The sequence below is a fragment of the Paraburkholderia translucens genome, assembly GCF_020881035.1.
GTDB classification, from domain to species: Bacteria; Pseudomonadota; Gammaproteobacteria; order Burkholderiales; family Burkholderiaceae; genus Paraburkholderia; species Paraburkholderia translucens.
Window position 1 is genome coordinate 112,137 of record NZ_JAJITC010000002.1, and the last position, 26,099, is coordinate 138,235.

At 64.4% G+C, this 26,099-nt stretch carries 22 protein-coding genes, 1 tRNA gene and 1 pseudogene; 12 read left to right on the forward strand and 12 right to left on the reverse strand.

Annotated features, from left to right (window positions below; translation table 11 throughout):
- Positions 1 to 43 precede the first annotated feature (43 nt).
- From LJ655_RS03730 to LJ655_RS03745, 4 genes and pseudogenes are all read left to right on the forward strand, one after another.
- A complete protein-coding gene (locus LJ655_RS03730; RefSeq protein WP_230560260.1) occupies positions 44 to 871 on the forward strand; it encodes an AraC family transcriptional regulator in 828 nt (275 codons plus the stop codon).
- An 81-nt stretch (positions 872 to 952) separates the two neighbouring features.
- Complete coding sequence (locus LJ655_RS03735) at positions 953 to 1,354, forward strand: cupin domain-containing protein (RefSeq protein WP_230559919.1); 402 nt, start codon at positions 953 to 955, stop codon at positions 1,352 to 1,354.
- Positions 1,345 to 1,839, forward strand: coding sequence for a GNAT family N-acetyltransferase (locus LJ655_RS03740; protein WP_230559920.1), 495 nt, complete (start codon positions 1,345 to 1,347; stop codon positions 1,837 to 1,839). Before LJ655_RS03735 ends, LJ655_RS03740 begins: the two co-directional genes overlap by 10 nt.
- A gap of 107 nt (positions 1,840 to 1,946) precedes the next feature.
- Positions 1,947 to 2,060, forward strand: a pseudogene (locus LJ655_RS03745) (type II toxin-antitoxin system RelE/ParE family toxin); the annotation flags it as partial.
- A gap of 100 nt (positions 2,061 to 2,160) precedes the next feature.
- On the opposite strand, the gene LJ655_RS03750 reads toward LJ655_RS03745, so the two are convergent.
- The 4 genes from LJ655_RS03750 to LJ655_RS03765 all read right to left on the reverse strand — a co-directional run bounded on the left by LJ655_RS03750 (position 2,161) and on the right by LJ655_RS03765 (position 7,057).
- Entirely contained in the window at positions 2,161 to 2,655 is a 495-nt protein-coding gene (locus LJ655_RS03750; RefSeq protein ID WP_230559921.1) for a DNA-deoxyinosine glycosylase, read from the reverse strand.
- Positions 2,655 to 3,371: a chorismate--pyruvate lyase family protein gene (locus tag LJ655_RS03755; protein WP_230559922.1), complete on the reverse strand. Its 717-nt coding sequence runs from the start codon at positions 3,369 to 3,371 to the stop codon at positions 2,655 to 2,657. The genes LJ655_RS03750 and LJ655_RS03755 overlap by 1 nt, the downstream gene beginning before the upstream one ends.
- A 191-nt stretch (positions 3,372 to 3,562) precedes the next feature.
- Entirely contained in the window at positions 3,563 to 5,461 is a 1,899-nt protein-coding gene (gene htpG, locus LJ655_RS03760; protein WP_230559923.1) for a molecular chaperone HtpG, read from the reverse strand.
- 138 nt (positions 5,462 to 5,599) lie between these two features.
- Positions 5,600 to 7,057: an aminotransferase-like domain-containing protein gene (locus tag LJ655_RS03765; RefSeq protein ID WP_230559924.1), complete on the reverse strand. Its 1,458-nt coding sequence runs from the start codon at positions 7,055 to 7,057 to the stop codon at positions 5,600 to 5,602.
- A gap of 223 nt (positions 7,058 to 7,280) precedes the next feature.
- Between LJ655_RS03765 and LJ655_RS03770 the strand changes: the two genes are divergently transcribed.
- The 6 genes from LJ655_RS03770 (at position 7,281) to LJ655_RS03795 (ending at position 14,921) form a co-directional block, all read left to right on the forward strand.
- Complete coding sequence (locus LJ655_RS03770; RefSeq protein ID WP_230559925.1) at positions 7,281 to 7,994, forward strand: VOC family protein; 714 nt, start codon at positions 7,281 to 7,283, stop codon at positions 7,992 to 7,994.
- 103 nt (positions 7,995 to 8,097) lie between these two features.
- The gene (locus tag LJ655_RS03775; RefSeq protein ID WP_230559926.1) at positions 8,098 to 9,294 is read left to right on the forward strand and encodes an aminotransferase-like domain-containing protein; all 1,197 of its coding nucleotides are present in this window, start codon (positions 8,098 to 8,100) and stop codon (positions 9,292 to 9,294) included.
- Positions 9,295 to 9,397: 103 nt separating this feature from the next.
- Positions 9,398 to 9,862 carry a RidA family protein gene (locus tag LJ655_RS03780; protein ID WP_230559927.1) on the forward strand — a complete coding sequence of 155 codons (465 nt, stop codon included), beginning with the start codon at positions 9,398 to 9,400 and terminating at the stop codon, positions 9,860 to 9,862.
- A 195-nt stretch (positions 9,863 to 10,057) separates the two neighbouring features.
- Positions 10,058 to 10,957: a PhzF family phenazine biosynthesis protein gene (locus LJ655_RS03785; RefSeq protein WP_230559928.1), complete on the forward strand. Its 900-nt coding sequence runs from the start codon at positions 10,058 to 10,060 to the stop codon at positions 10,955 to 10,957.
- A 354-nt stretch (positions 10,958 to 11,311) separates the two neighbouring features.
- Complete coding sequence (locus LJ655_RS03790; protein ID WP_230559929.1) at positions 11,312 to 13,675, forward strand: bifunctional diguanylate cyclase/phosphodiesterase; 2,364 nt, start codon at positions 11,312 to 11,314, stop codon at positions 13,673 to 13,675.
- A 37-nt stretch (positions 13,676 to 13,712) separates the two neighbouring features.
- Entirely contained in the window at positions 13,713 to 14,921 is a 1,209-nt protein-coding gene (locus tag LJ655_RS03795; RefSeq protein ID WP_230559930.1) for a chromate transporter, read from the forward strand.
- Positions 14,922 to 14,969: 48 nt separating this feature from the next.
- Here the strand turns inward: LJ655_RS03795 and LJ655_RS03800 are convergent, their stop codons facing one another.
- The 5 genes from LJ655_RS03800 to LJ655_RS03820 form a co-directional block, all read right to left on the reverse strand.
- Positions 14,970 to 15,428, reverse strand: coding sequence for a CopD family protein (locus LJ655_RS03800; protein ID WP_230559931.1), 459 nt, complete (start codon positions 15,426 to 15,428; stop codon positions 14,970 to 14,972).
- Between the two features lie 291 nt (positions 15,429 to 15,719).
- Positions 15,720 to 18,041, reverse strand: a complete 2,322-nt coding sequence (gene parC, locus LJ655_RS03805; protein WP_230559932.1) for a DNA topoisomerase IV subunit A — start codon at positions 18,039 to 18,041, stop codon at positions 15,720 to 15,722.
- 58 nt (positions 18,042 to 18,099) lie between these two features.
- Positions 18,100 to 20,085, reverse strand: a complete 1,986-nt coding sequence (locus LJ655_RS03810) for a DNA topoisomerase IV subunit B (protein WP_230559933.1) — start codon at positions 20,083 to 20,085, stop codon at positions 18,100 to 18,102.
- A 363-nt stretch (positions 20,086 to 20,448) separates the two neighbouring features.
- On the reverse strand, positions 20,449 to 22,383 hold the full coding sequence (locus tag LJ655_RS03815; protein ID WP_230559934.1) for an ATP-binding cassette domain-containing protein: 1,935 nt from the start codon (positions 22,381 to 22,383) through the stop codon (positions 20,449 to 20,451).
- 160 nt (positions 22,384 to 22,543) lie between these two features.
- Positions 22,544 to 22,945 (reverse strand): DUF4399 domain-containing protein, encoded by a 402-nt coding sequence (locus LJ655_RS03820; RefSeq protein ID WP_230559935.1) that lies wholly within the window; start codon positions 22,943 to 22,945, stop codon positions 22,544 to 22,546.
- 309 nt (positions 22,946 to 23,254) lie between these two features.
- On the opposite strand from LJ655_RS03820, the gene LJ655_RS03825 reads away from it, so the two are divergent.
- Positions 23,255 to 23,446 (forward strand): rubredoxin, encoded by a 192-nt coding sequence (locus tag LJ655_RS03825; RefSeq protein ID WP_230559936.1) that lies wholly within the window; start codon positions 23,255 to 23,257, stop codon positions 23,444 to 23,446.
- A 232-nt stretch (positions 23,447 to 23,678) separates the two neighbouring features.
- Positions 23,679 to 23,753 (forward strand) — tRNA-Arg (locus LJ655_RS03830).
- Positions 23,754 to 23,924: 171 nt separating this feature from the next.
- On the opposite strand, the gene LJ655_RS03835 is transcribed toward LJ655_RS03830, so the two are convergent.
- The 3 genes from LJ655_RS03835 to LJ655_RS03845 form a co-directional block, all read right to left on the reverse strand.
- On the reverse strand, positions 23,925 to 24,764 hold the full coding sequence (locus tag LJ655_RS03835; RefSeq protein WP_230559937.1) for a hypothetical protein: 840 nt from the start codon (positions 24,762 to 24,764) through the stop codon (positions 23,925 to 23,927).
- Between the two features lie 92 nt (positions 24,765 to 24,856).
- Positions 24,857 to 25,564, reverse strand: a complete 708-nt coding sequence (locus tag LJ655_RS03840; protein ID WP_230559938.1) for a glutathione binding-like protein — start codon at positions 25,562 to 25,564, stop codon at positions 24,857 to 24,859.
- 129 nt (positions 25,565 to 25,693) lie between these two features.
- Positions 25,694 to 25,915, reverse strand: coding sequence for a hypothetical protein (locus LJ655_RS03845; RefSeq protein WP_230559939.1), 222 nt, complete (start codon positions 25,913 to 25,915; stop codon positions 25,694 to 25,696).
- Positions 25,916 to 26,099 lie beyond the last annotated feature (184 nt).

The window sequence follows — 26,099 nt, forward strand, 5'->3', positions numbered from 1 at the left end:
CCCGATGTTCCCGCAGTTCTGCCAACCCAAGCCGGAGCGTGTGATGGACGGCGACATCAGCCAACTCCAATCCGACTGGATTTCCCGTTCGGAACCCACTGACGGAGTAGAACGCATCGAAGCGTTTTTCCATGGCAACGCGTACTCATTGCATCGGCACGACACGTATGCCATTGGCCTGACCCTCTCCGGCGTCCAATGCTTCCACTACCGGCGCGATCTGCGCACCAGCCTGCCCGGACAGACGATGGTCCTGCATCCCGACGAAGTACACGATGGTCAGGCCGGCACGAACGAGGGATTTCGTTATCAGATGATTTACGTCCAGCCCGCCGCGATCCAGGAGGTCCTCGGCGGCCGCCCCCTGCCGTTCGTCGAAGGCGGGGTCACGAACGATCCGCGCCTGTTCGAAGCGACGAACACAGCACTTCGCCAGATGCGCGGCGACGCGGAGCCACTCGAACGGGACGACGCGCTCGCCGGCCTCGCGCTCGCGCTGGAGAGCGCGTCGGGCGCGCGGCCAACGCGCAAGTCCGCGAATTTCGCGGCAGCGCAGCGGGCGCGGGAATATCTGCAGGCATCGAGCGCCCGCGCCGTCACGCTCGATGAACTTGCCTCCGTCAGCGGAGAGGACCGCTGGAGCCTGTCGCGCGATTTCAGAACCTTCTACGGCACCAGTCCCTATCACTACCTGGTCATGCGCCGCCTCGAAGCGGCGCGGGCGATGATGCTGCGCGGCGTGTGCCTCGTGGACGCCGCGGCCGCCGCCGGCTTCGCCGACCAAAGCCACATGACCCGGCATTTTCGCCACGCGTATGGAATTCCTCCCGCACGTTGGCTCGCGATGACGAGCGTTCGGCGCGCCGGCTAGCGCACGCGTGCACGATCGTTCAAGACACCCGCCGGCGGCCCGACTAAGCTCTGTTTCACGTATCATCGCAATGGAGCCAACATGCACAGCGATTCCCAGCCCACACCCGAGCAACGCGGCCAATACAAGGCAATCAATCTGCTCGACAAGATCAGTCAGATCGACGGCCACTGGCAGCCGCGCGTCGTTGCTGAAATGAATGACTATCAGTTCAAAGTCGTCAAACTGCTTGGCGATTTCGTCTGGCATCGGCATGCCGATACCGACGAGACGTTCATCGTCCTCGAAGGCCGGTTGCGCATCGACTTCCACGACCGCTCGATCGAGTTGTCGCCCGGAGAAATGGCGGTGGTTCCAAAGGGAGTCGAGCACAAGCCGTATGCCGGATCCGAAGTGAAGCTGCTGCTGATCGAACCGCGCGGCGTCGTCAACACCGGCGATACCACCAACGAAAGAACGGCCGAAAACAACGTATGGATCTGAGAGCCACCATGCAAACGCCGCGGCCGGTCGTTCGCGAAGCCGTTTTCCCTGCCGATACGCGCAGCCTCGTCGCCTTGATCCGCGAATATGTCCGCTGGCTGGATATGGATTTGTCCTACCGCGGATTCGACGCCGAAATGGACGCGTTCGAACATGTCTATACCTTGCCGTCCGGCATGTTCTTCGTCGCCGACGCCGGCGGCGAACTCGCCGGTTGCGCGGGGCTGCTTCGTCATACGGCAGAGACCGCGGAAATCAAGCGGCTCTACGTTCGCGAAGCATTCAGAGGACTGTCGCTTGGTGAAACGCTGGTCACTTCGGTGATCAGAAAAGCGAAGACCTTGGGATTCTCGACGCTCGTTCTCGACTCGGTTCCGCAAACCCGTTTTGCGCAGGGCATTTACGAGCGGTTAGGGTTCGTCGAAACTGCGCCCTACTATGAGAATCCGGTGGATGGCACCCGGTTTCTTGCGCTTGAGCTATGACGGCGAATCTGGCGACCGGCTGACTTGCGCCGGCATAGCCACCGGCGGACAAAGCATCGCAACTGCGATGCTTTGTGAGACGTCATGAAATCTGCCACGTTTCCGTCCAGCTGATCACTCCGTTCGGCGCTTCGGGATATGTTGCGCTGTTCGAGATCGACAACGCTCGGACGGTGACGATCCTCGCGGTGCGCCATCAGCAGGAAAGTGACTACCACTAACCACGGAACCGACAATCGGCCCCACGGGCCTCGAGCATCGTTGCGTTGCCGTCCAACGGGCGTTGTCAGGACCGAACTTCCTCCCAGCACGAACGACACGTCAATTGAATTGCCGTATCTGCCGCCAAAGTACCAGTTTGTCCGCGTAGGGGACCGAAGCGTGAGCGGGACTGCTCGACGGCAACCGCAGAAGCCGATAGCGTTCCGCGCGCTCACCAAGCGCTTTCATCCCGATCCTCGCTGCGGTCCCGCCATTGAAGGCGATGGTGACCAGCTTCGGCAGCGTATCGACAAGAGCAATCAGATCGTTGCTGGCATGGTCGCGAATCCGGCTATCCAGGCTTCCTGCTCGACGAGCCTCGGCAACGACATCCCATAGGCCGATATGGTGTTCGAGCAACGCATCGAGACGCGTCGAATAGTCCATACCAACCAGATCCCGTTCTATCACCTCACCGACCAGCACCCAGAATTTGTTCTGCGGGTGTGCGTAGTATTGGCCGTGAGCCAACGACACCTCGCCCGGCAAGCTACCGAGGATCAAGGTCCGCGTATCGGCGTCGACGACAGGCGCAAAGCAACGCTTGAACGACATCAGCGGCTCCGCTGGTCGGCGCTGCGCGGCCCGCCGTGCGCGCGCGACGCGGTGTGATCGAGTGGCCGCCCGTGTTCGCGCACCCGCGCATGCGCGATATGCGCCGCGCCGGCGCCTGAGGCCGCAGCGTGCGCGCGAGCGGCCAAGTCCAACGCATGCAAATACTCCCACAACGCCGGCAACATGCATTCGGTCACCATCAACGGCGCGCCACGACGCTCGAACACCGAGCGACGCGCCACCAGCACATGCGGCGCTTGTCGATCGCCGCGGTCGATTTCACACGCGGCCAACCGATACAACGGATGCCGCTTCCCCACCCTGCGGCTCACCAGCGACGAACGCGCGACACTGCCATCGCTATACAGCAATTCCGCGAGCGGCCGCGTGCGCAACCGCCGCGTTGCCTGCCAGATGCCGACGCTCGCCGCGCGCGGCGTCACGCTATGCGCGGCGACGAACGGCACGTCATCGACCGACAGCACCACTTCGCGCACCCACACCGGCGCGCGCGGCGCGAGTCCGAGCGCGGCGACTTCGTCGCGCCACGGCAGCGCGACGGCTTCGCGCGTCACGCGTACCGCGACCGCGCCGAGCGCGCGCAGATGCGCGGTCAGTGAACCGCCGCGCGTCAGCCAGTCTTTCTGGGCGGCGCTGAAAGCGGCCAACGGCGCGACGCGCCAATGAGCGTCAGCGGGATCGAAACGGATAGACATGGTGTCGGATTATAGCGGCGCGGTCTGACGGCATTTTTCTACGGCAACGCTTGCGCTCATCGCGCGCGCTCCTCCGGGCGAGAACCCGACGTAAAGCGAAGGGCGAAAAAAAATGCGCTGCCGAAGCAGCGCATTTTTCATCCACCGAGCGTCATCAGTTCAGCAACGACATCAGCGCTCCCGGCTCACGTTCAACCCGCACGCGAGAGCAACAACGCATTGGTGCGCTTCACGAAGCTAGCCGGATCTTCCAGCGCGCCGCCTTCGGCGAGCAAGGCCTGATCGAACAGCAGATGGCACCAATCCTCGAAATTCGCGCTATCGGCATGCAGGCCCTTCACGAGCGCGTGCTCCGGATTCACTTCGAGAATCGGATGGAACTCCGGCGCCTGCTGGCCCGCTGCCTTCAACATGCGTTGCAGGTAGCCGCTCATTTCGCCGTCGTCGGCGACGAGGCACGATGGCGAGTCGGTCAGCCGGAACGTCAGACGCACGTCCTTCGCCTTGTCCTTCAGCGCTTCCTTCATCTTCTCGACGAGCGGCTTGAGTTCTTCGCCGATCTTCTCCTGCGCCTGTTTTTCCTCGTCGTTCAACGCGCCGAGATCGAGGTCGCCGCGCGCGACGCTTTGCAGCGGCTTGCCGTCGAATTCGTGCAGGAACGACAGCATCCATTCATCGACGCGATCGGTCAGCAGCAGCACTTCGACGCCCTTCTTGCGGAACACTTCGAGATGCGGGCTGTTCGACGCGGCCTGCCATGTGTCGGCGGTCACGTAGTAGATCTTGGTCTGCTCGGGCTTCATGCGAGCGACGTAGTCGGCCAGCGACACGGTCTGCTCGGCCGTGCCCGTCTGGGTCGTCGCAAAACGCAGCAGCTTCGCGATGCGCTCGCGATTGGCGAAATCCTCGCCAACACCTTCTTTCAGCACCTGGCCGAACTCTTTCCAGAAGCCTGCGTACTTTTCCTTATCGGCGTCGTTCTCCGAGTTCGCGAGTTCTTCGAGCATCGACAGCGCGCGCTTGGTCACGCCTTCACGAATGGCCTTCACGTCGCGGCTTTCCTGCAGGATTTCGCGCGACACGTTCAGCGGCAGATCGGCCGAATCGACCACACCCTTCACGAAGCGCAGATACGTGGGCAGCAGTTGCTCGGCGTCGTCCATGATGAACACGCGCTTCACGTACAGCTTCAGGCCGCCGCGCTGCTCGCGATTCCACAGATCGAACGGCGCGTGCGACGGCACGTACAGCAGCTGCGTGTATTCGCTGCGGCCTTCGACGCGGTTATGCGTCCACGTGAGCGGGTCCTGATGATCGTGCGAGATGTGCTGGTAGAACTGCTTGTATTGATCGTCGGTGATGTCGTTCTTCGAACGGGTCCACAGCGCGCTCGCCTGGTTGACGGTCTCGTCCTCGTCCTTCGTGACCATCTCGCTCTTTTCCGCGTCCCACTCTTCCTTCTTCATCAGGATTGGCAGCGCGACGTGGTCCGAGTACTTCTGGATGATCGACTTCAGACGGTACGACGACAGCAGCTCGTCCTCATCGGCGCGCAGATGCAGCGTGATGGTCGTGCCGCGCGCGGCGCGCTCGATCGTCTCGACCGCGAAGTCGCCCTCGCCCGCGCTTACCCAGCGCACGCCTTCCGCAGCCGGCAAGCCGGCACGGCGCGTCTCGACGGTGATCTTGTCCGCGACGATGAAGCCGGAGTAGAAGCCCACGCCGAACTGGCCGATCAGTGCGGCATCCTTCTGCTGGTCGCCCGACAGCTTGCCAAAGAACTCTTTCGTGCCCGAGCGCGCGATCGTGCCGAGGTGCGCGATCGTTTCTTCGCGGCTCATGCCGATGCCGTTGTCGTCGATCGTCACGGTGCGCGCGGCCTTGTCGAACGACACGCGAATCCGCAGGTTCGGATCGTTCTCGTACAGCGCGCTGTTCTCGATCGCCTCGAAGCGCAGCTTGTCGGCCGCGTCGGACGCGTTCGAGATCAGCTCGCGCAGAAAGATTTCTTTATTGCTGTAGAGCGAATGGATCATCAGTTGCAGAAGTTGCTTCACTTCTGCCTGAAAGCTCATGGTTTCTTGTGCCATGGTCGGACTTCCTCTCTGTTGCGAATAGGGGATGGACAGCGGCGAAGCGCGGATCGGGCCTGCCGCGCCGGAGCGCCGAGCCGCCGGAACGCCGGGCCGCCGGATCGTCCGCGCAAATGGGGACGCTCCGGCGAGGTTTCAAGAGGCGCGACGCGCGACGCCGTCCAGATACCGGCTCAGGAACGCCGGCAACTCGGGATCGCCGCAATTGGCAATGTTGAAGCGCATCCAGGTGCTCGGCGACTGCTGCGGGGAAAACAGCCCGCCCGGCGTCAGCAGAAAGCCGGCTTCGTGGCCGGCCGCGGCGAGTGCGCCCGAGTCGACGCCGGTGTCGGCCCAAAGAAACATGCCGGCCGCCGGCGTCAGGAACAGCTTCATGCCAGTCTTCTCGATCATCCGCACCGCCTTCTCGCGCACGCCGTCGAGCCGCGCGCGAATGCGCTCGACATGCCGCCGGTAATGGCCTTCGGTCAAGATTTTGTAGATCACGCGCTCGTTGAGTTCAGGGCTCGTCATGCCGACCAGCATCTTCTGATTGGCCACGACCATCGCGACCTCCGGCGCGCATGCGATGAAACCGACGCGCAGATTCGGCGCCAGCGTCTTCGAGAAGCTGCCGAGATAGATCACGCGCTTGAGCTGATCGAGGCTCGCGAGCCGCGTACCCGCGTAACCGGGCGGGCACAGGTCGCCGTAGATGTCGTCCTCGACGACGATGAAGTCGTACGCTTCGGCAAACCGCAGGATGCGAAACGCCTGCGCGGCGCTCAACGACGTGCCTGTCGGGTTCTGCAGCACCGAGTTGATCACCAGCATCCTGGGGCGCCATTCCTGCACCAGCGCTTCGAGCGCGTCGAGGTCCGGGCCGTCCGGCGTGTACGGCATGCCGACGAGCCGCGCGCCCTGCGAGGCGAAGCAGCCGAACATCTGAAACCACGCAGGATCGCCGACGATCACCGCATCGCCCGGCTTCACGTAGATGCGCGAAAGGAGGTCGATCGCCTGCGTGACGCCGGACACCATCACGATCTGCTCGGGCGACGCCCCGATCTCCAGCTCCTCGAGCCGCGTCTGGAGCTGCTGACGCAGCGGCAGGAAACCTTGCGCGGTGCCGACGCCGAGCATCTGCATGCCGCTTTGCCGGCCCAGCGTGCGCAATGCGTTGGTGATCAGGTCGCCGTCGAGCCAACCGGCCGGCAGATAGCCGAGCCCGGGGCTGCGCTCGGGCCGCGCGCCGGTATGCAGCATGTTGCGCAGCAGCCAGACGACGTCGATTTTGGCCGGCGCGGGCAAGGGTTCGGCGCGCGGCCGCAGCGCGGCGACCGTCGCCGCGCCGCCCTGGCGCTCGCGCACGTAGAAACCCGAGCCGCGTCGCGACTCCAGAAAACCCTGCGCGACGAGGCGCTCGTACGCTTCGACGACCGTGAAGCGCGACACGCCCTTATCGAGCGCGAGCTTGCGAATCGACGGCATGCGCATGCCGGGGCGGAACACGCGCTCCTCGATGCGGCGGCGCGCCCATTGGACGAGCTGTTCGACCAGCGTCAGCGACGCGGTGTCATGCGGGGCAGGAATCTGGGCAAGCGGGACGGACATGACGGGCTCCAACTGTACCGAGCAGTATCGCGCCGATTGTACCGTTACTGTGCAGGTCGCGATCGTTACATTGGAACTCAGCGAACGCTGGTGACGCAATGCAAAACCATCCGCATGGCCCGCCGACCCGGCAAACGGTTATGCTTACGGCCCCGGTAGTGCGGCCTTCACGGGTGGCGCGCACCGGGCCTTTGCGCAGAACAGCGTTTTCCGTCGATCCGCCATGACAGCCCTGACAGCCCCGACCGCTCATTCGCTCCATCTCGATCACCTGGTAGTCTCCGCGCGCGCGTTGGACGAAGGCGCGCGGTACGTTGCGGACACGCTCGGCGTCGCACCGGCCGGCGGCGGCGCGCATCCGCTGATGCGCACCCACAACCGGCTGCTGGGACTGTGGGGCGGCGTCTATCTGGAAGTGATCGCGATCGATCCGCAGGCCGTGGCCGACGCCGCAGCCAGTGGCGCCGGGCCGCGTCCGCGCCTGTTCTCGCTCGACGACCCGGCGACGCAGGCGCGCCTGGAAAACGGGCCGTATCTGTCGCACTGGGTCGCGCGCGTCGAGCGGCCGAAGCATCTCGCGACGTGGCAGGCGCAGTATCCGCTGCGTATCGCCCCGGTCGTGCCGATGACGCGCGGCGATTTCACATGGGGCCTGACGGTGCCCGACGACGGGTCGTTCCCCGCCTGGCAAGGTGCCGGCGATGGCGTGCTGCCGTCGCTGATCCAGTGGGACTCGCCGCGTCATCCGTCGCAGTCGCTCGCACCGACGAACCTCGCGCTGAAGGCGCTGAAAGCCGTGCATCCGCGGGCGGAACTGATCGGCGAGCATCTGCGCTGGCTCGGCGCCGCGCACCTGCTCGACTTGCAGCCGACCGACGGCGCCCCGGCGCTCGTCGCTGAATTTGAAACACCCGAGGGTCCGCGAACCCTCAGATAAGCAGCGCGCGAGTTGGCAACCCGTTGGCCCCGGCGGTACCAGTTGCCGAGTCGCGCGATAATCGAAGTTTTGACCGGTTCCAGAAACACCAGCAGAGGAGATCATGGACCAAAGCGACCTGAAAGCCCCGACGTGGCAATTGTCCGAACGCGCACGCAAGCTCACGAGCTCCGCGATCCGCGAGATCCTGAAGGTCACGGAACGGCCCGAAGTCATCTCCTTCGCCGGCGGCCTGCCCTCGCCGGCCACATTTCCGGCCGAGCGCATGCGCGAGGCGGCCGAGCGCATCCTGCGCGACACGCCTGCCGCGGCGCTGCAGTACAGCGCGACCGAAGGCTATCTGCCGCTGCGCGAATGGATCGCGCAACGCTACTCGACCCACGGCGCGCAGATCCGTGCGTCGCAGGTGCTGATCACGACCGGCTCACAACAGGCGCTCGACCTGCTCGGCAAGGTGCTCGTCTGCGTCGATAGCCCGGTGCTGGTCGAAACGCCGACCTACCTCGGCGCGCTGCAATCGTTCTCGATGTACGAGCCGCACTACGTGCAGGTGCCGACCGACGAGCAGGGCCTGATCCCCGAAGGCCTCGAGCCGGAACTGACCAAAGGCGCACGTTTGCTGTACGCGCAGCCGAACTTCCAGAATCCGACGGGCCGCCGTCTGCCGGTCGAACGCCGCCGCGCGCTCGCCGAGTTCGCGAAGACCGCGCCGTTCCCGGTGATCGAAGACGACCCGTACGGCGCACTCGACTACGCGGGCGAACCGCTGCCGACGATGCTGTCGATGGCGCCCGATCACATCGTCCATCTCGGTTCGTTCTCGAAGGTGCTCGCGCCGGGTCTGCGCGTCGGCTTCATCATCGCGCCCGAGGAGCTGATCTTCAAACTCGTGCAGGCCAAGCAGGCCACCGACCTGCACACACCGAGCTTTACGCAGCGCATCGTGCACGAAGTGGTCAAGGACGGCTTTCTCGACACGCACGTGCCGACGATCCGCGAGCTGTATCGCAACCAGTGCGGCGCGATGCTCGCCGCGCTCGAGCGCTATATGCCCGAGGGCGTCAGCTGGAACCGTCCGGAAGGCGGCATGTTCATCTGGGTCAATCTGCCGGCGCAGATCGACAGCATGAAGCTGCTCGAGGAAGCGGTCGCGCAGAACGTTGCGTTCGTGCCGGGCGGCCCGTTCTTCGCGAACGAAGCGCAGCACAACACGCTGCGTCTGTCGTTTGTCACGGTGCCACCGGCTAGAATCGACGAAGGCGTGGCGCGTCTCGCGGCACTCGTGCGCGCGAAAATCTGATCGGCATAAGCCACACTGACATCGGGGCGAAGTTTGCACGCGCGTTGCGTGCGGACTTCGCCCCGCCTGCATTCATGCAATCTCAACGAAACGAGGACACGACATGGCTCAATCGAATGTGTACGACAAGCTCAAGGAACTCGGCATCGAACTGCCGGCGGCGGGTGCGCCGGCAGCGGCCTATGTGATGAGCGCGCAAAGCGGCAACACGGTGTACCTGTCGGGCCACATCGCGAAGAAGGAGGGCAAGGTGTGGGCCGGCAAGCTCGGCGCAACGATGGGCACCGACGAAGGCAAGGCCGCGGCGCGCTCGATCGCGATCGATCTGCTCGCCACCTTGCACGCGCACGTCGGCGACCTGAACCGCGTCACGCGCATCGTCAAGCTGATGAGCCTCGTGAACTCGACGCTCGAGTTCACCGAGCAGCATCTGGTCACGAACGGCGCGTCCGAGCTGATCGCCGATGTGTTCGGCGAGCGCGGCAAGCACGCGCGCTCGGCGTTCGGAGTCGCGCAGATCCCGCTCGGCGCGTGCGTCGAAATCGAGCTGATCGCCGAGGTCGAATAAGCCTCGAAGCGATGTAACAATGCATGCGGCATCGCGTGAAGTTGGTCCATGATTCACGCCGCATTGAAAATCGAACGCGCCGTCTGGTGTCACGCACCGGCGGCGCGTTTTGTTTGACTGCAACGGTGGATCGCCGGTGCAGACGCGGATAGAATCCGCGAACTCCTTCCACGTCCATTGCGCCCGGGGCTGTCGATGTCCGCTCACACTGTTCGTTTCAAACAGGTCGACGTGTTTACGTCGGCACCGTTCAAGGGCAATCCGCTTGCCGTCGTGTTCGACGCCGACGCGCTCGATACCGCGCAGATGCAGGCCATCGCGCGCTGGACCAACCTGTCCGAAACCACGTTTCTGCTGCAGCCGACCGATGCCGCCGCCGACTACCGCGTGCGCATCTTCACGCCGGGCGGCGAGTTGCCGTTCGCGGGTCACCCGACGCTCGGCACCGCGCATGCTCTGCGCGAAAGCGGCTACCAGCCGAAGCTGCTCGGCAAGCTGATCCAGCAATGCGGCGTGGGTCTCGTCGAACTCGAAGCACTCGACGGCGCCCACAGCGCGCACGGCGCATGGGCGTTCGCCGCGCCGCCCGCACGCGTGACACCGCTCCCCGAGCATCGTTACCAAACGCTGTCTACGGCATTACGAAGTCAGTCGATCGACTTCAGCGCGCCCCCGTGCGCGGTCGATAACGGTGCCCCATGGCTCGTCGTGCGCGTCGACTCGGCACGCACCTGCCTCGCGCTCGAACCCGATGCGGCCGCGCTCGCCGAACTCGCGCATTCGCTCGACACGCACGGCGTCGCCGTGTACGGCCCGCACGACGCCGACGGCCCGGCAACGTTCGAGGTCCGATGCCTGATGGCGGGCGGCGGTTTCGGCGTCGGTGAAGACCCGGTGACGGGCAGCGCCAACGCCGCGCTCGCGGGTCTTCTAAATCTCCAGCAACGCCGTCCCGGCACGCGCTACACGGCGCGTCAGGGCACCGTGCTCGGGCGCGCGGGCGAGGTGTCGGTCCACTACGACGATGCGCGCGGCAAGATCTGGATCGGTGGTCCTTCGGTGACGATCGTCGACGGTACGTGCCGGCTTGCGTAAGCGGCTGGCGGCCTCGCGCGCACACTATGGCGAAGCACCGCATGTCGACGCATCAGGCCACGAAAAGCCCCAGGGCGATGGCATTGCCATCCCCGATTCTCCGAATTCCTCGCGGCCGACGCGCCAGCGTATACCCGATGCCCGGACGCTTCCTTAATCCAGTGGCATTCAGTAATATCGAGACGTAAATATCGAACCGTATCCGACGACCTGTGGACGGTCAGGCGCGGCGCCACGCCCTCTCCTCCTGGGCAGCAGCTTTCGCACCTTGGTCACCATGCAGCTATCCATCTATTTCGCGCAATCGATGCCCGTGCGTTTGCAAGCGGCCCGCACCCAGTCAAGGGCCGGGCGATGACTCAGGACCGCTTCTCCGACCCGCGCGAAACCAGGCCACCCCGCGATCCAGTTGCCACACGCCGTCGCGCGTTGCTCGTCATTCCGGCTCTCGGCGTACTGGTACTGGTCCTGCTTTGGACCGTGATCTTCGCGCGGCTGTCGGTTGAAAAGGATGCGACGTACCGCGAGGCGATGGCGTCGTCCGCCATTCTTTCCGCGGCGCTCGAGCAGCACACTATCAAGGCGATTCACCAGGTCGATCAGATCACGCGCTTCGTCAAATACGAGTACGAAAAGACGCCCGGTCGTTTCGATCTTGCGAGCACCGTCGAGAAAAGCGTCGTGCAAAGCGAAACGCTCGTGCAGGTGTCGCTGATCGACGAGCACGGCAGACTGATCGCCAACACGGCCGAGCCCAATCCCGCTCACATCGACCTGTCCGATCGCGAGCACTTCAAGGTCCACGAGCACGAGAACGACGACCAGCTTTACATCAGCAAGCCGGTGCTCGGCCGCGTGTCGGGTCACTGGACGCTGCAGATGACGCGGCGTCTGAATCACCCGGACGGCTCGTTCGCGGGCGTCGTCGTCGTCTCCGAAGACCCCAGCTATTTCACGTCGGACTTCTACAACAACGCGGCGATCGGCCGCGAAGGCGTGATCGCGGTGATCTCGGACAGCGGCACCGTGCTCGCGCGCCGCACCGGCAACGCGGACAAGGCGAGCGGCACGTTCACCGCGAGCGGCACGTATCCGACTTCGGAGCACGTGTCGGGCACCTACGTCGATTCGATCGACAACGTCACGCGCATCGTGTCGTACCGGCACATCGACGGCTATCCGCTCGGCGTGCTCGTCGGTCTCTCGCAGGGCGAGGAATTCGCCGACTACAACCACACGCGCAACGTCTATCTGCTGATGGCGGGCTTCGTCTCGCTCGCCATGCTCAGCTTCTTCGCGGTGGCGACCGGCCTGATCGGCAAGCTGCTCGGCCGCGAGCGCGAGATGACGCATCTCGTCGAATACGATCTGCTGACCGGCCTGCGCAATCGTTATGCGACGCTGCAGGCGCTGCGCCAGGACGTCGCGCAGCCGTCGAACCTCGGCCGTCTTGCCATTCTTTTTATCGATCTCGACAACTTCAAGACCGTCAACGACACGCTCGGCCACAACGCCGGTGACATCGTGCTGCAGATGACCGCCTCGCGCCTGTCCGCCGCGGTCGGCGACGGCGGCGCGCTCTCCCGCATCGGCGGCGACGAGTTCGTCGTCGTGATCAAGGGTGACGACGTCGAGAAGCGCGCCGTCACGCTCGCCGAAGCCGCCAGCAGAGTGTTCTCGAAGCCGTTCGAGGTGCGCGGCAGCTCGTTCGTGCTGCATGCGAGCATCGGCATCGCGCTGTACTCGGTCGCGAACGAGACCGAGATCGACTTGCTGAAGAAAGCCGACCTCGCGATGTACAGCGCGAAGGACGCCGGCAAGAACTGCTATCAGTTCTATTCGCCGGATCTGTCACATCGCGCGGACCATCTGATGAAGTGGGAACAGCAGTTGCGCGTCGCGCTCGACGAGGGACAACTGTTCCTCGCGTATCAGCCGAAGATCGATTTGACGCGCCGCTGCATCACCGGCTTCGAAGCACTGCTGCGCTGGAATCATCCGCAGCACGGACTGATCCCGGCCAACGAATTCATCCCCGTGGCCGAATCGACCGGCCTGATCGTGCCGATCGGCGACTTCGTGATCGAGACGGCGTGCCGCCAGCTCGCGCAATGGCAGCAGCAGGGCTACGACACGCTCTCGCTCGCGGTGAATATTTCGGCGGTGCAGTTCTGGCGCGGCGATCTGTTCGAAACGATCTCGCGCGCAATCGAGGAAAGCGGCATCTCCGCGCGCCGCCTCGAGCTCGAAATCACCGAGACGACGATGATGGAATTTCCGGAAGTCGTCGCCGAAAAAATCTTCGCGCTAAAGCGTCTCGGCGTGCGCATCGCGCTCGACGATTTCGGCACCGGCTATTCGTCGCTGTCCTATCTGAACCGCTTCGCCGTCGATACGCTGAAGGTGGACCGCTCGTTCGTCCAGGCGATCCCGGGCGACCGCAGCGTCTGCGTGATGGTCACCGCGATCGTCAACCTCGCGCGCTCGCTCGGGCTCAAGGTGGTGGTCGAAGGCACGGAGACCGAAGAGCAGATTGCGTGGCTGGCCGCGCTCGGCCATATCGAGGCACAGGGTTTCCTGTTCTCGCGTCCGGTGCCGGTGGAGGCGATTCCGGCGCTGCTCGAGCGCTTCGGTGTATGCGGCGTCAACAACGCGGGCGGCCGCCGCGCCGAGCACGAAACCGACAACATGAACAGCGTATCGAGCACCAACAATTAAAGGACGGGTGCCCGCACGGCGGGCGGCCGCAGCGCCGATGCAGACCATCACGAGCGAGGAGGCCGCCCGCCGCGGGCAACGGGAGCCGCTATGGACGCTGTTCAGGGTTGTATTCGGCCTGTCGGCGCTATCGTGGGGCGGGCTCGCGTTGATGGCGCAGCTCGAGCATCACTACGTCGAACGCCAGCGGCGGCTGTCGCGCGTGGCGTTCTCGGATCTGATCGCGCTCGCGTGGATGGTGCCGGGACCGGTCGGCTGCAATGTCGCCGTGCAGCTCGGGCACGCGTTGCGCGGACGGGCCGGCGCATGGGTCGCCGGTGTGGCGAGCGTGCTGCCCTTCTTTACCTTGATGACGCTGTTCGCGATCTTCTACCGCGCGTCCATGGTGCACACGATCGCGTCGCAAACGCTGCTGCATCACTTCAGCGTCGTGCTCGCGACGCTGATCGCGATCACCTGGTACAAGCAGACGCGCGCGCTCGTGCGTGGCAAGCTCGAATGGTCGGCGGCGTTGCTCGGCAGCGTCGCGCTGTTCTATGCGCACAGCGCCGCAGCCTATGTGGTGATGCTCGGCATGGCCTTCGGCACCGGCTGGCTCGCGAGTCCGGAGCGCGACTCGCGGCTTGCCGTGTCGCTGGAGCGCGGTGACTACCGGCTGCTGGCGGGGCTCAGCGTGCTGATCGTGCTATTCGCGCTGCCGCTGCCGCATCGCTATGAACTCGCGCTGCTGTGGCCACGCCTTGCGGGCGCCGGCATGACGCTGTTCGGCGGCGGCTTCTCGGCGTTGCCGGTGCTCCGGACGCTGTTCGTCACGCCGGCGGTCGGCATATCGGATAACGACTTCACGCTCGCGTTTTCACTGTCGCCGTTGTCTCCGGGACCCTTGCTGAACGTGGTGCCGTTCTTCGGTTATCTGGTCGGTGGCTGGCTGGGCGCGCTGATAGCGACGCTCGCATTGTTCGTGCCGTCGGGATGTCTCGTCGTGCTTGCGCAGCGCAATCTGCATCAGTTGAAGGCGAACCCGCGTTTCGAGCACGGCATGAGGATTCTGCGCGCGGTCACGACCGCGTTCCTTGCGGTCGCGGTACTGCGCATTGCCGTGCATGTGCCGCTGGAGCCGATCTATCTGCTGACCGCGACGTTCTCGGCGATGTGCTTCGCCAAGCTGAAGGTGCCGGTGTATGCCGTGTATGGAACGGTGGCGGTGGCGTGCGGTTTGTGGCTCGCCTACGGCGCGGCGGCGTGACGCGGTGCGGGCCGCGCCGAGCCTGCCGCACCGTTGACGGCCTCGCGATCAGAACCCTCGCGAGAGCACCGCGACGCCGATCGTCACGACGCCCAGCACCAGATTGATCAGCACGAGACGGCGGACCGTACCGACCGCCTGCGCGCCATCGGGCCACTTCTGCGCCTGCACCGCGCGGCGAATGCGTGGATACACCGCGAAGCGGATATGCCCGAAGATCAGCATCATCACGATGCCGAGGCCGGCCATCGCGTGCAGCGGCCAGAACGCGTGAGCGCCGCCGAATTGCGTCAGCATGAAGCCGCCAGTGATCAGGATCACGAGCACCGACACGCCGACCCAATTGAAGAAGCGGCCGAACACCGACTCCCACAGCGGCAGGCGCAGTTGCGGCGACAGATCGCCGAGCGCCGGGCGCAAGCAGAAATGCGCGAACACCATACCGCCGACCCACACCGCCACCCCGAGCAGATGCAGAAAAAGCGCGACTTCGATTGCCTTGTTCATGTAGCTTTCCTCTCCCGACGACGCCACACCGTTCAGGACACTTGATCCCTACTCAGCAGCAACTGAGCGCGTTCGACCCATGCGTGATGCAGGCAGTTCCGGGTATCGGCGGCCATTGCGTCGTATTTTGTCGTTGTGATTGCGGCACCCTCATCTGGCCGCGACGCCGCCGCTCCCCGTTTGTTATCCACATCTTTCGCGCGACGGACTTTCTGAGACAAACCGCGAGCGCCCCGCATGCTAGCAGGCGCCCGCAGCTTTACCGCGTCAAACTTCGTTAGCTCGATTCCACTAAGCCGGCAGCACCGGACGCATGCCATCGAGCTTCAGCTTGCTGTCGGGCGCACGTCCCTTGCGCGCGCGTTTGCCGACATGCGCAGCCAGCTCGCCGCCGGCGAGCTTCTCCTCGTCGAGGCGGCCACCGCGGCGCGTGCCGATCAGCATCACGCCGGCCTCGTTGATCGCCAGCGCCTGCACGAGCGTTTCGTTGTCGTCGAGAGCCATCAGCGTGACGCCGCGCCCGCCGCCCGACAGCGTCTTCATCTCGTCGAGGCCGAACACGAGCAGACGCCCGCCCGACGACAGGCACGCGACCTGCACCGCATCCGGCAGCATCGGCATCGGCGCGAGCGGCGCGGCGCCCGCGTCGATGGTCATGAACGACTTGCCGGCCTTCACGCGGCTCACCATGTCGCCGACCTTGGCGATAAAGCCGAAACCATTGCTCGACGCGAGCAGCAGCGCCTGCTCCGCCGACGCCGCGTAGTAGTGCATCAGATGGCTGCCCGATTCGAGCTCGATCAGCGACGTGACCGGCACGCCATCGCCGCGCCCGCCGGGCAGTTGAGCCACCGCGACCGAATAGACACGCCCGTTGCTGCCCCATGCGATCAGCGTGTCGGGCGTGCGGCACTGGAACGCCGCGTAGAGGCCGTCGCCGGCCTTGAAGCTGAAGCCCGCGGTATCGAGCCCGTGGCCCTTCAGCGCGCGCACCCAGCCCTTCTGCGAGACCACGACCGTGACCGGCTCGTCGACCACGCGCGCTTCGAACGTCGCGCGCTTTTCCTGCTGGATCAGCGTGCGGCGCTCGTCGCCGTACTGCTTCGCGTCGGCTTCGATTTCCTTGATCAGCTGACGCTTCATCGCCGATTCGCTGCCGAGCAGTTCTTCGAGCTTCGCCTTCTCTTCGCGCAGCTCGGCCAGTTCCTTCTCGATCTTGATCTTCTCGAGGCGCGCCAACTGACGCAGCCGGATTTCGAGGATGTCTTCGGCCTGCCGGTCGGTGAGGCCGAACGCGGCCATCAGCGCGACCTTCGGCTCGTCCGATTCGCGGATGATGCGGATGACTTCGTCGATATTCAGGAAGACGATCATCCGGCCTTCGAGAATATGAATCCGGTCGTCGACCTTCGACAGACGATGCCGCGTGCGCCGCGTCACCGTCGCGAAACGGAACGCGATCCACTCGTGCAGGATTTCGCTCAAGCCCTTCTGACGCGGCCGGCCGTCGCCGCCGACCATCACCATGTTCAGCGGCGCGTTCGATTCGAGGCTCGTATGCGCGAGCAGCGTGTTGACGAACTCGGTCTGATCGATGCGGCTCGACTTCGGCTCGAACACGAGGCGCACCGGCGCGTCCTTGCCCGATTCGTCGCGCACCGCGTCGACGAGCGCGAGCAGTGTCTGCTTCGTCTGCAACTGCTCGGGCGTCAGCGCCTTCTTGCCGAGCTTGATCTTCGGGTTGGTCTGTTCTTCGATTTCTTCGAGCACCTTCTGGGCGGCGGTGTTCGGCGGCAGTTCGGTGATCACGAGTTGCCACTGGCCGCGCGCGAGATCTTCGATCTTCCAGCGCGCGCGCACCTTCAGGCTGCCGCGGCCGGTTTCGTACGCGGCGGCGATCTCCGCCTCGCTCGAAATGATCTGGCCGCCGCCCGGGAAGTCCGGCCCCGGCACATGCTGCATCAGTTCCGCATGCGAGAGCTTCGGATGGCGGATCAGCGCAACCGCGGCCGCGGCCACTTCGCGCAGGTTGTGCGACGGGATTTCCGTCGCGAGACCCACCGCGATGCCTGACGCGCCGTTCAGCAACACGAACGGCAAGCGTGCGGGCAGCGTCTTCGGCTCTTCGAACGAGCCGTCGTAGTTCGGCATGAAGTCGACCGTGCCCTGATCGATTTCGCCGAGCAGCAGCTTTGCGATCGGCGTCAGACGCGCTTCGGTGTAACGCATCGCCGCCGCGCCGTCGCCGTCGCGCGAGCCGAAATTGCCCTGGCCGTCGATCAGCGGATAGCGCATCGAGAAGTCCTGCGCGAGACGCACGAGCGCGTCGTACGCGGACTGGTCACCATGCGGGTGATACTTACCGAGCACGTCGCCGACCACGCGCGCCGACTTGACCGGCTTCGCGTTGTCGCCGAGGCCCATCTCGTTCATCGCGAACAGGATGCGGCGCTGCACCGGCTTCTGGCCGTCGCAAACGTCTGGCAGTGCGCGGCCCTTGACCACGCTGACCGCATACTCGAGGTACGCGCGCTCCGCGTAGTTGCCGAGCGTCAGCACGTCGCTATCCGACGGCGGCTCGTTGAAAAGGTCGAGAGTGTTATCGTCGTCCATCTGGATTCCGTGTTCGTGTTTGGCTTGAAGTGTCGTACGCGGCGTGAAAGCCTGGCGCTCAGATGTCCGCTTCCACTTCGTTGCCCTTCTCTTCGAGCCAGCTGCGGCGCGACGCCGCTTCGCCCTTGCCCATCAGCATGGTCATGCGCGCGACGGTCGCGTCGTAGTCCAGATCGCCGAGCGCGACCGGCTGCAGGCGGCGCGTGTCGGGATTCATCGTGGTGTCCCACAACTGTTCGGCGCTCATTTCGCCGAGACCCTTGAAGCGGCTGATCGACCACTGGTTGTCACGCACGCCGTCCTTGCGCAGCTTGTCGAGAATCGCCTCGAGCTCGCCTTCGTCGAGGGCGTAGAGCTTCTGCGCGGGCTTCTTGCCGCGTGCGGGCGCATCGACGCGAAACAGCGGCGGACGCGCGACGCACACATGGCCACGCTCGATCAGCTGCGGGAAATGCTTGAAGAACAGCGTGAGCAGCAGCACCTGGATGTGCGAGCCATCGACGTCCGCATCGGACAGAATGCAGATCTTGCCGTAGCGCAGATTCGACAGATCGATCTTGTCGTCAGGATTGTGCGGATCGACGCCGATCGCCACCGAAATGTCGTGCACCTCGTTGTTCGCGAACAGGCGATCGCGCTCGGTTTCCCACGTGTTCAGCACCTTGCCGCGCAGCGGCAAAATTGCCTGGTACTCCTTGTCGCGCCCCATCTTCGCGGAGCCGCCCGCCGAGTCGCCCTCGACCAGAAACAGCTCGTTGCGGCCGATTTCCGTCGATTCGCAATCGGTCAGCTTGCCCGGCAGCACCGCGACACCCGAGCTCTTGCGCTTCTCGACCTTCTGCCCGGCGCGCGTGCGCGCCTGCGCCTGCTTGATGACGAGCTCCGCGAGTTTCTTGCCGTGCTCGACGTGCTGGTTCAGCCACAGTTCGAGCGCCGGCCGCGCGAACGACGACACGAGCTTCACTGCATCGCGGCTATTCAGACGCTCCTTGATCTGCCCTTGGAACTGCGGGTCCAGGACCTTCGCCGACAGCACGAACGACACCCGCGCAAATACGTCTTCGGCGAGCAGCTTCACGCCCTTCGGCTGCAGGTTGTGCAACTCGACGAAGCTCTTGACCGCCTGATAAAGACCGTCGCGCAAACCCGACTCATGCGTGCCGCCCGCGGGCGTCGGAATCAGGTTCACGTACGACTCGCGCGTGAGCGGACCTTCCTCGCTCCACGCGACGACCCATGCCGCGCCCTCGCCCTCGGCAAACGTCTCTTCGCTCGAACGCGAGCTTTCCGCGTAGCGCTCGCCTTCGAACAGCGGGATCAGCAGATCGCTGCCGTTCATGCCTTCGAGCAGATAGCCGCGCAGGCCGTCTTCGTATTTCCAGCTCTGCTGCTCGCCGGTTTTCTCGTTGACGAGCGTGACCTCGACGCCCGGCAGCAGCACCGCTTTCGAGCGCAGCAGACGCTGCAGTTCGCCGAGCGGCAGGTTCGGCGAATCGAAGTACCTCGGATCGGCCCAGGCGGTCACGCGCGTGCCGGATTTCTTCTCGCCCTTCGTGGCGGCGCGCACTTCGAGCGGCTTCGCGACGTTACCGTGCGCGAAGCTCAAATCGGCCACTTTGCCGTCGCGCCACACGGTGACGTCGAGCCGCGTGGACAGAGCGTTCGTGACCGAAACGCCGACGCCGTGCAGGCCGCCGGAGAACGTATAGGCGCCGCCGGCGGCCTTGTCGAACTTGCCGCCCGCATGCAGGCGCGTGAAAACGATTTCGACGACCGGCACGCCCTCGTCGGGGTGCAGGCCGAACGGAATGCCGCGGCCGTCGTCCTCGACCGAGACCGAATGGTCCGCGTGCAGCGTGACCGTGATTTGCCGGCCGAAGCCGCCGAGGGCTTCGTCCGACGCGTTGTCGATGACTTCCTGAATGATGTGCAGCGGATTCTCGGTGCGGGTGTACATGCCGGGTCGTTGCTTGACCGGCTCCAAACCCTTCAACACCTTGATCGACGCTTCGCTATACGCGGCGTTTGGCTTTTTCGTAGACATGATTGACTCGGTGCGTCGGTTCATCGTTGTCCACAGGTCCTGTGGACAGGGCCGTGGACAATGCGTTGAGTTTTCAAAAAAAGCGAAACGAAACAACGGGGTTAGGCGGGGTGCCCGCGGTGCGGGCAAGCTGTTTTGTTGCGCGGCTTCCGCTGGCGCGCGGGAAAGCCGGACGAGGCCGTGGAGCCCGCCGGGGAAGCCTGTTCGCGGGGTATTGTACTGATTTCAATCACGGCGGCAATTGACGACGCGCTGAACTGGCCGACTGGATAAGGCGCGGCGGGCGCCGGGGGACGTGCGCCGCAGTGGGAATCGAGGATCATGCGTGTGGAGCGCCCCGCTCGGCGCTCGCGCCACGTTGCGTTACTTGACGCGGTTTTCCAGCTCGTCCCAACGTTCGAGCGCGAGCATCAACTCTGCGTCGATCTCGGCATAGCGCTCGGTCAGACGCGCGCCCTCACGCGCATCCTTCGCGAACACCGAGCCATCTTCGAGCTGCGCGCCGATCGACTTCTGTTCGGCTTCGAGCTCGGCAATCTTTTGCGGTAGCGCCTCCAGTTCGCGCTGCTCCTTGAACGACAGCTTCACGGTGCGCTGCGCATTGCGGCCTCCGGCGCTTTCCTTCGGTGCCGCTTCTTTCGGCGCTTCCTTGCTCGCCTCTTTCTGCGCTTCGAGCGCGAGTTGCTCCGAGCGATCGCGTTGCGTCTGCCAGTCCGTGAAGCCGCCGACGTATTCGCGCCACTTGCCGCCGCCTTCCGATGCGATCACCGACGTCACGACGTTATCGAGAAACGCGCGGTCGTGGCTGACGAGCAGCACCGTGCCGTCGTAGTCGATCAGCAGTTCCTCGAGCAGTTCGAGCGTGGGGATATCGAGGTCGTTGGTCGGTTCGTCGAGCACCAGCACGTTGGCCGGCCGCGCGAACAGACGCGCGAGCAGAAGACGGTTGCGTTCGCCGCCGGACAGCGACTTGACCGGCGAACGGGCGCGCTCCGGCGCGAACAGGAAGTCGCCGAGATAGCTCATCACGTGCTTCTTCTGGCCGTTGATTTCGACCCACTCGCTGCCGGGACTGATCGTGTCCGCGAGACTCTTCTCCAGATCGAGCGCCGCGCGCATCTGATCGAAATAGGCGACCTGCAGATTCGTGCCGACGCGCACGTTGCCTTCGTCCGGCGCGAGTTCGCCGAGGATCAGCTTGAGCAGCGTGGTCTTGCCCGCGCCGTTCGGACCGACGAAGCCGATCTTGTCGCCGCGCATCACCGTGGCCGTGAAGTGATCGACCACCGTGCGCTCGGCATAGCGCTTCGTGATGTCCGTCAGTTCCGCGACGATCTTGCCGGACTTCTCGCCCTGACCGACGTCGAGCTTCACGTTGCCCTGTACGTTGCGTCGCTCGGCGCGCTCGTTGCGCATTTGCACGAGCCGCGCGATGCGCCCGACGCTGCGCGTGCGGCGCGCCTCGACGCCCTTGCGAATCCACACCTCTTCCTGCGCGAGCAGCTTGTCGAACTTCTCGTTCTCGATGCGCTCGACTTCGAGCTGCTGGGCCTTGCGCGTCTGGTACGCGGAGAAATTGCCCGGATACGACAGCAGGCGCCCGCGATCGAGCTCGACGATGCGCGTCGCGACCCGGTCGAGAAACGCGCGATCGTGGGTGATGAACAGCAGCCCCGCGCGCAGCGAGACCAGCAGCTCTTCGAGCCAGCGGATGCCGTCGAAGTCGAGATGGTTGGTCGGCTCGTCGAGCAGCAGCACGTCGGGTTGCACGACCAGCGCGCGCGCGAGCGCGGCGCGCTTCTGCATGCCGCCCGACAGCGAGCCGACGCGCGCTTCGCCGTTCAGGCCGATCTGCTGCAGCGTAGTCGCGACGCGGGTGCTCCAGTTCCATGCGTCCGCGGCGTCCAGCGACGATTGCAGCGTGTTCATGCGCGCGAGCAGCGCGTCGTGTTCCGCGCCCTCGGGCGTGTCGGCGAGCTGATGCGCAACCGCGTCGTATTCGTCGAGCAGCGCGCGGGCCTCGGTCAGACCGGCGGCGACCGCGTCGAACACGGTGTCGTCGGCGTTGAACTCGGGCTCCTGCGGCACGTAGACCGTGCTCAGATGCTGCTGACGCGTGACGAGGCCGTCGTCGGGTTTGGCAAGATCGGCGACGATCTTCAACAGCGACGACTTGCCTGCGCCGTTGCGCCCGATCAGCCCGACGCGCTCGCCCGCTTCGAGCGAGAAATCCGCGTGGTCGAGCAGCGCGACGTGACCGAATGCCAGCTGGGCGCCGGTGATGGTGTAAAGCGACATGGGAATGAAAGGAGACAGCGATGAGCCGGAACCGCTCATTGTACCGGGCGCGGGGCCGGTCGCCTGCACGCCGGGCGGGGGAATCCGCTTAATGCGGCGAGCAACGCGATCGGCGCGGGCAGGCCATGCACGCGCCGGGCCGGCCGTTTCCAACCGCTGCTTACTTGACGTGCACCGTGATGGTCTTGCTCATCTCCGGCCCATACGAGCGATGCGCACCGTCGCCGAATTGCAGGGTCAGCGTATGGTCGCCCGGCGGCAGCGTCAGATCGGTTTCGGTCTGGCCTTTGCCGAAGTGCAGCGATTTGTCGGTCGCGGGAATGACCTCGCCCTTCGGCAGCGGCTTGCCGTCGATCAGTAGATGGTGATGTCCGGTGCCCTCCGTCATCGTGCCAGCGGGCGCGATCTTCATGCCGTCGAGGCCGAACACGACGTGCACCGGATTGGCGACGGTCGCCCCATCCGCCGGCTGCACGAAAGTCACACCCGCCGCCTGCGCCACGCCCGACATGGCGAGCAGCCCAGCCGCCGCGACGCCAACCAGCCATCTGCTTTTAAACATCGTTTTCTCCTTTGGGAACGAGATCCGGCCACTCGACACCGCCCCGCGCCTTCGCCTGAGACCGAACGTCGCGATTCGTGCGGGGCGCGCGCCGCGTCAATCTAATCAAACAGTTGCGAATCGAAGCATACACGCGCTGTATGACGAGGCTAGCCGCTCGGGTCCGGACACGCCGCGGATGCGTTGCGGCCGCGCCGCATCGGGGCTCCGGGGTTGATTTGACCAATTCCTGTAACATTGCGGGTCGCCGCGCCGCCCCGAAAAGGGGCAGAGCAAGCCGGCCATTGCATTTGAACGAGAGAGTGTGTCGTGAGCGCAGTAATCGAAGTGACGGAATACAAGAGCTGGGTCTGCCTGATTTGCGGCTGGATCTACAACGAGGAAGACGGCCTGCCCGAAGAAGGCATCGCGCCAGGAACGCGCTTCGCCGACATCCCGGAAGACTGGCGCTGCCCGCTGTGCGATGTGGGCAAGGCGGAGTTTGCGGTGGTGGAGTTTTGATGGTGAGATGAGCTGGGCGATGAGCGCGGTTGGGCGCGCTTCGCCGGATGGTCATGGTGGTTTGTGCGGCCCGGCAGGCAATGCCTGCGGGGCCGTTTTGTTGTTGCCGGATATGGGAGACGCGCGCGGCTCTGGCCTGGCTCTCCTTTTGCCCGCGCCGGTTTGATATACTCTGCGCTCGCTGGTCAGTCTGGACCCGACGAGTCCTCGCCGATCTGTCCAGCCCGGTCCTCTCCCTGTAGTTCAATGGATAGAACAAGTGCCTCCTAAGCGCTAGATACAGGTTCGATTCCTGTCAGGGGGACCACATAGAGCCCTGGCGGCTCCCAAGTTTGCTCGTAAAAGCCCCGTATGCGTTGCGCTGCGGGGCTTTTTGCTGCCATCACCGCCCGAGGCTGGCCGTCATGACAGAAGCTGAAACGTCCTCACCGGAGGAGCAAACTTCCTCTCCGAAGCACACGCAAGTCCAACGGCTCCGTTATTTTTGCAACGGCCGGCGCACGCTTTGCTCGTATATCGACGGATCGACGATGTTCATTTCATCCCTCGGGCGTTCGCCGAAAACTCGCTCAAAGTCTTCGGGGCCCAGAATGTCGGCAGCATCGTGGAGAAAAGACGAATAGGCCTTGTTCAGTTCCGAGGCCGGCGGAGTATCGCTGCCCGGCGGGGCGTATTGCAAACGCTCGACCCGGACCATAAAGGCGCGTCGATGGTCCATCAGCGTCTTGATCTTCACGTCCGCGCCAGGACCTTTCAGGGTTGTCCGAAGATGCTCCTGAAAATCATCGACATCGGAATCCGCATGTCCTGATTTCATCGCGTCACTCCCGCTGGCGGTCGAGCACTGAATCTTTTTGCTCGCCCACGCAGCATGCTGCTTGCCGTAGGTTCCGAAAACCGCGTTACTCAACCAGTAACCCCTGGACAGGCGGACCGTAGCAGGGGGCACTCCGCTGCGGCCGGTCGCCCAAAGGATCTGGTTTGACAGTTGATGGCATACGCCATCGCGGCCATAGCTGAAAATCGTTCCACGAGCCGCCGTACTGATGTTCGAGTCCACATCGGGCAGGCACAGACAACTAGCATAAAGCAGATTTGCACCGCCTGAAGCCAGAAACCCGTCCGCGTTGACCGGCGTGCCGCCTCGCGCATGGAAGCCGCCCCAGCTGTACCAATAGTGCTCTCCGGCGCTCAGGACGTCGGCGAGCGTCGGATAGATCTTCAGCCGGCTGTCGTAGATCGTCACCCAGGTATGATCAACCGCCGAACCTTGGAAATACGCCGGAACGGACCATGCGAACAATGTAACGGCGCTCATTGCTTCACCCTTTTATCCGGTCGCGTCACCGCGCTGCCGCGCGACGCGTCGCCCGATAAGCCGGTAGACCAACCGGCGAAACGCTCAGGCCATCAAGCCGGCCGCTGCGGAATATTCAGCCCGCGCACCACTGCCGGACGCTCGACGAACGCAGCCAGCACACGCCTCACGTTCGGGAAGTCCTGAATGCCGACCAGCTCGCCCGCCTCGTAGAAACCGACCAGATTGCGCACCCACGGGAAGATCGCGATATCGGCGATCGAATACCGGTCGCCCATCACCCATGCGCGTCCTTCGAGCCGCTGCTCCAGCACGCCGAGCAGCCGCTTCGATTCGGCGATGTAGCGATCGCGCGGACGCTTGTCCTCGTACTCCTTGCCCGCGAATTTGTGGAAGAAACCGACCTGGCCGAACATCGGGCCGATGCCGCCCATCTGGAACATCACCCACTGAATCGTCTCGTAACGGCCGGCGGCGTCCTGCGGGATCAACTGGCCGCTCTTGTCGGCGAGGTAGATCAGGATCGCGCCCGATTCGAACAGCGGCAGCGGTTTGCCGTCGGGACCGTTCGGATCGAGGATCGCCGGAATCTTGTTGTTCGGGTTCAGCGACAGAAACGCCGGCGTCATCTGATCGTTGGTATCGAAGCGCACCAAATGCGGCTCGTACGGCAAGCCGGTTTCTTCGAGCATGATCGAGATTTTGACGCCATTGGGCGTCGGTAGCGAATAGAGCTGAATCCGGTCCGGATGCTCGGCCGGCCATTTCTTCGTGATCGCGAAAGCGGATAAATCGGTCATGGGTTGGGGTCGCCCTAGGTGAAGTAAATTGCGGGACCGCCCAATATAAACCGACTCCGTACAACGCGCGCGCCGCCGCGCGAACAGCTTACAAACCCTGCCGCACCGCCGGCGTTCGAAATCGGCGCTTCACCACAAGTCCTTCGTCGCCGTGCCCGCGCGCATGTTGAAGCCTTCGCGCCACAGCGCCGCGCCGACCGTGAGCAGCAGCGACTTCTCGTTACCGTCGAGCAGTTCCCACGCCGCCGCCAGCCATGTCGCGAAGTTCGCGCAGGTCACTTCCAGATCCGGCGGCGCCTTGCCTTCCAGGTACTGCCGTTCGAACATCGAAAGTATCTTTTCGGGTGTCATTGGCGCGATCTCCTTGTGGGATTGTGCCAAGTCTAAGGGCCTCACATCGCGCGCGGAACGCCCATGATCGCGATCTCGGGTTACTCCCAGGCGGCGCCGCGCCATCGATGCGCGCCCGGCGCGTTCGAGGAAATTTCTTGTCGAACGGCCTAAAGTCTTGCCGCGCACTGCCGTATACGCGTTC

Coding starts and splice junctions, on each gene's coding strand:
- LJ655_RS03730 (WP_230560260.1), top strand. CDS start 44: ATGGACGGCGACATCAGCCAACTCCAATCCGACTGGATTTCCCGTTCG.
- LJ655_RS03735 (WP_230559919.1), top strand. CDS start 953: ATGCACAGCGATTCCCAGCCCACACCCGAGCAACGCGGCCAATACAAG.
- LJ655_RS03740 (WP_230559920.1), top strand. CDS start 1,345: ATGGATCTGAGAGCCACCATGCAAACGCCGCGGCCGGTCGTTCGCGAA.
- LJ655_RS03750 (WP_230559921.1), bottom strand. CDS start 2,655: ATGTCGTTCAAGCGTTGCTTTGCGCCTGTCGTCGACGCCGATACGCGG.
- LJ655_RS03755 (WP_230559922.1), bottom strand. CDS start 3,371: ATGTCTATCCGTTTCGATCCCGCTGACGCTCATTGGCGCGTCGCGCCG.
- htpG (WP_230559923.1), bottom strand. CDS start 5,461: ATGGCACAAGAAACCATGAGCTTTCAGGCAGAAGTGAAGCAACTTCTG.
- LJ655_RS03765 (WP_230559924.1), bottom strand. CDS start 7,057: ATGTCCGTCCCGCTTGCCCAGATTCCTGCCCCGCATGACACCGCGTCG.
- LJ655_RS03770 (WP_230559925.1), top strand. CDS start 7,281: ATGACAGCCCTGACAGCCCCGACCGCTCATTCGCTCCATCTCGATCAC.
- LJ655_RS03775 (WP_230559926.1), top strand. CDS start 8,098: ATGGACCAAAGCGACCTGAAAGCCCCGACGTGGCAATTGTCCGAACGC.
- LJ655_RS03780 (WP_230559927.1), top strand. CDS start 9,398: ATGGCTCAATCGAATGTGTACGACAAGCTCAAGGAACTCGGCATCGAA.
- LJ655_RS03785 (WP_230559928.1), top strand. CDS start 10,058: ATGTCCGCTCACACTGTTCGTTTCAAACAGGTCGACGTGTTTACGTCG.
- LJ655_RS03790 (WP_230559929.1), top strand. CDS start 11,312: ATGACTCAGGACCGCTTCTCCGACCCGCGCGAAACCAGGCCACCCCGC.
- LJ655_RS03795 (WP_230559930.1), top strand. CDS start 13,713: ATGCAGACCATCACGAGCGAGGAGGCCGCCCGCCGCGGGCAACGGGAG.
- LJ655_RS03800 (WP_230559931.1), bottom strand. CDS start 15,428: ATGAACAAGGCAATCGAAGTCGCGCTTTTTCTGCATCTGCTCGGGGTG.
- parC (WP_230559932.1), bottom strand. CDS start 18,041: ATGGACGACGATAACACTCTCGACCTTTTCAACGAGCCGCCGTCGGAT.
- LJ655_RS03810 (WP_230559933.1), bottom strand. CDS start 20,085: ATGTCTACGAAAAAGCCAAACGCCGCGTATAGCGAAGCGTCGATCAAG.
- LJ655_RS03815 (WP_230559934.1), bottom strand. CDS start 22,383: ATGTCGCTTTACACCATCACCGGCGCCCAGCTGGCATTCGGTCACGTC.
- LJ655_RS03820 (WP_230559935.1), bottom strand. CDS start 22,945: ATGTTTAAAAGCAGATGGCTGGTTGGCGTCGCGGCGGCTGGGCTGCTC.
- LJ655_RS03835 (WP_230559937.1), bottom strand. CDS start 24,764: ATGAGCGCCGTTACATTGTTCGCATGGTCCGTTCCGGCGTATTTCCAA.
- LJ655_RS03840 (WP_230559938.1), bottom strand. CDS start 25,564: ATGACCGATTTATCCGCTTTCGCGATCACGAAGAAATGGCCGGCCGAG.
- LJ655_RS03845 (WP_230559939.1), bottom strand. CDS start 25,915: ATGACACCCGAAAAGATACTTTCGATGTTCGAACGGCAGTACCTGGAA.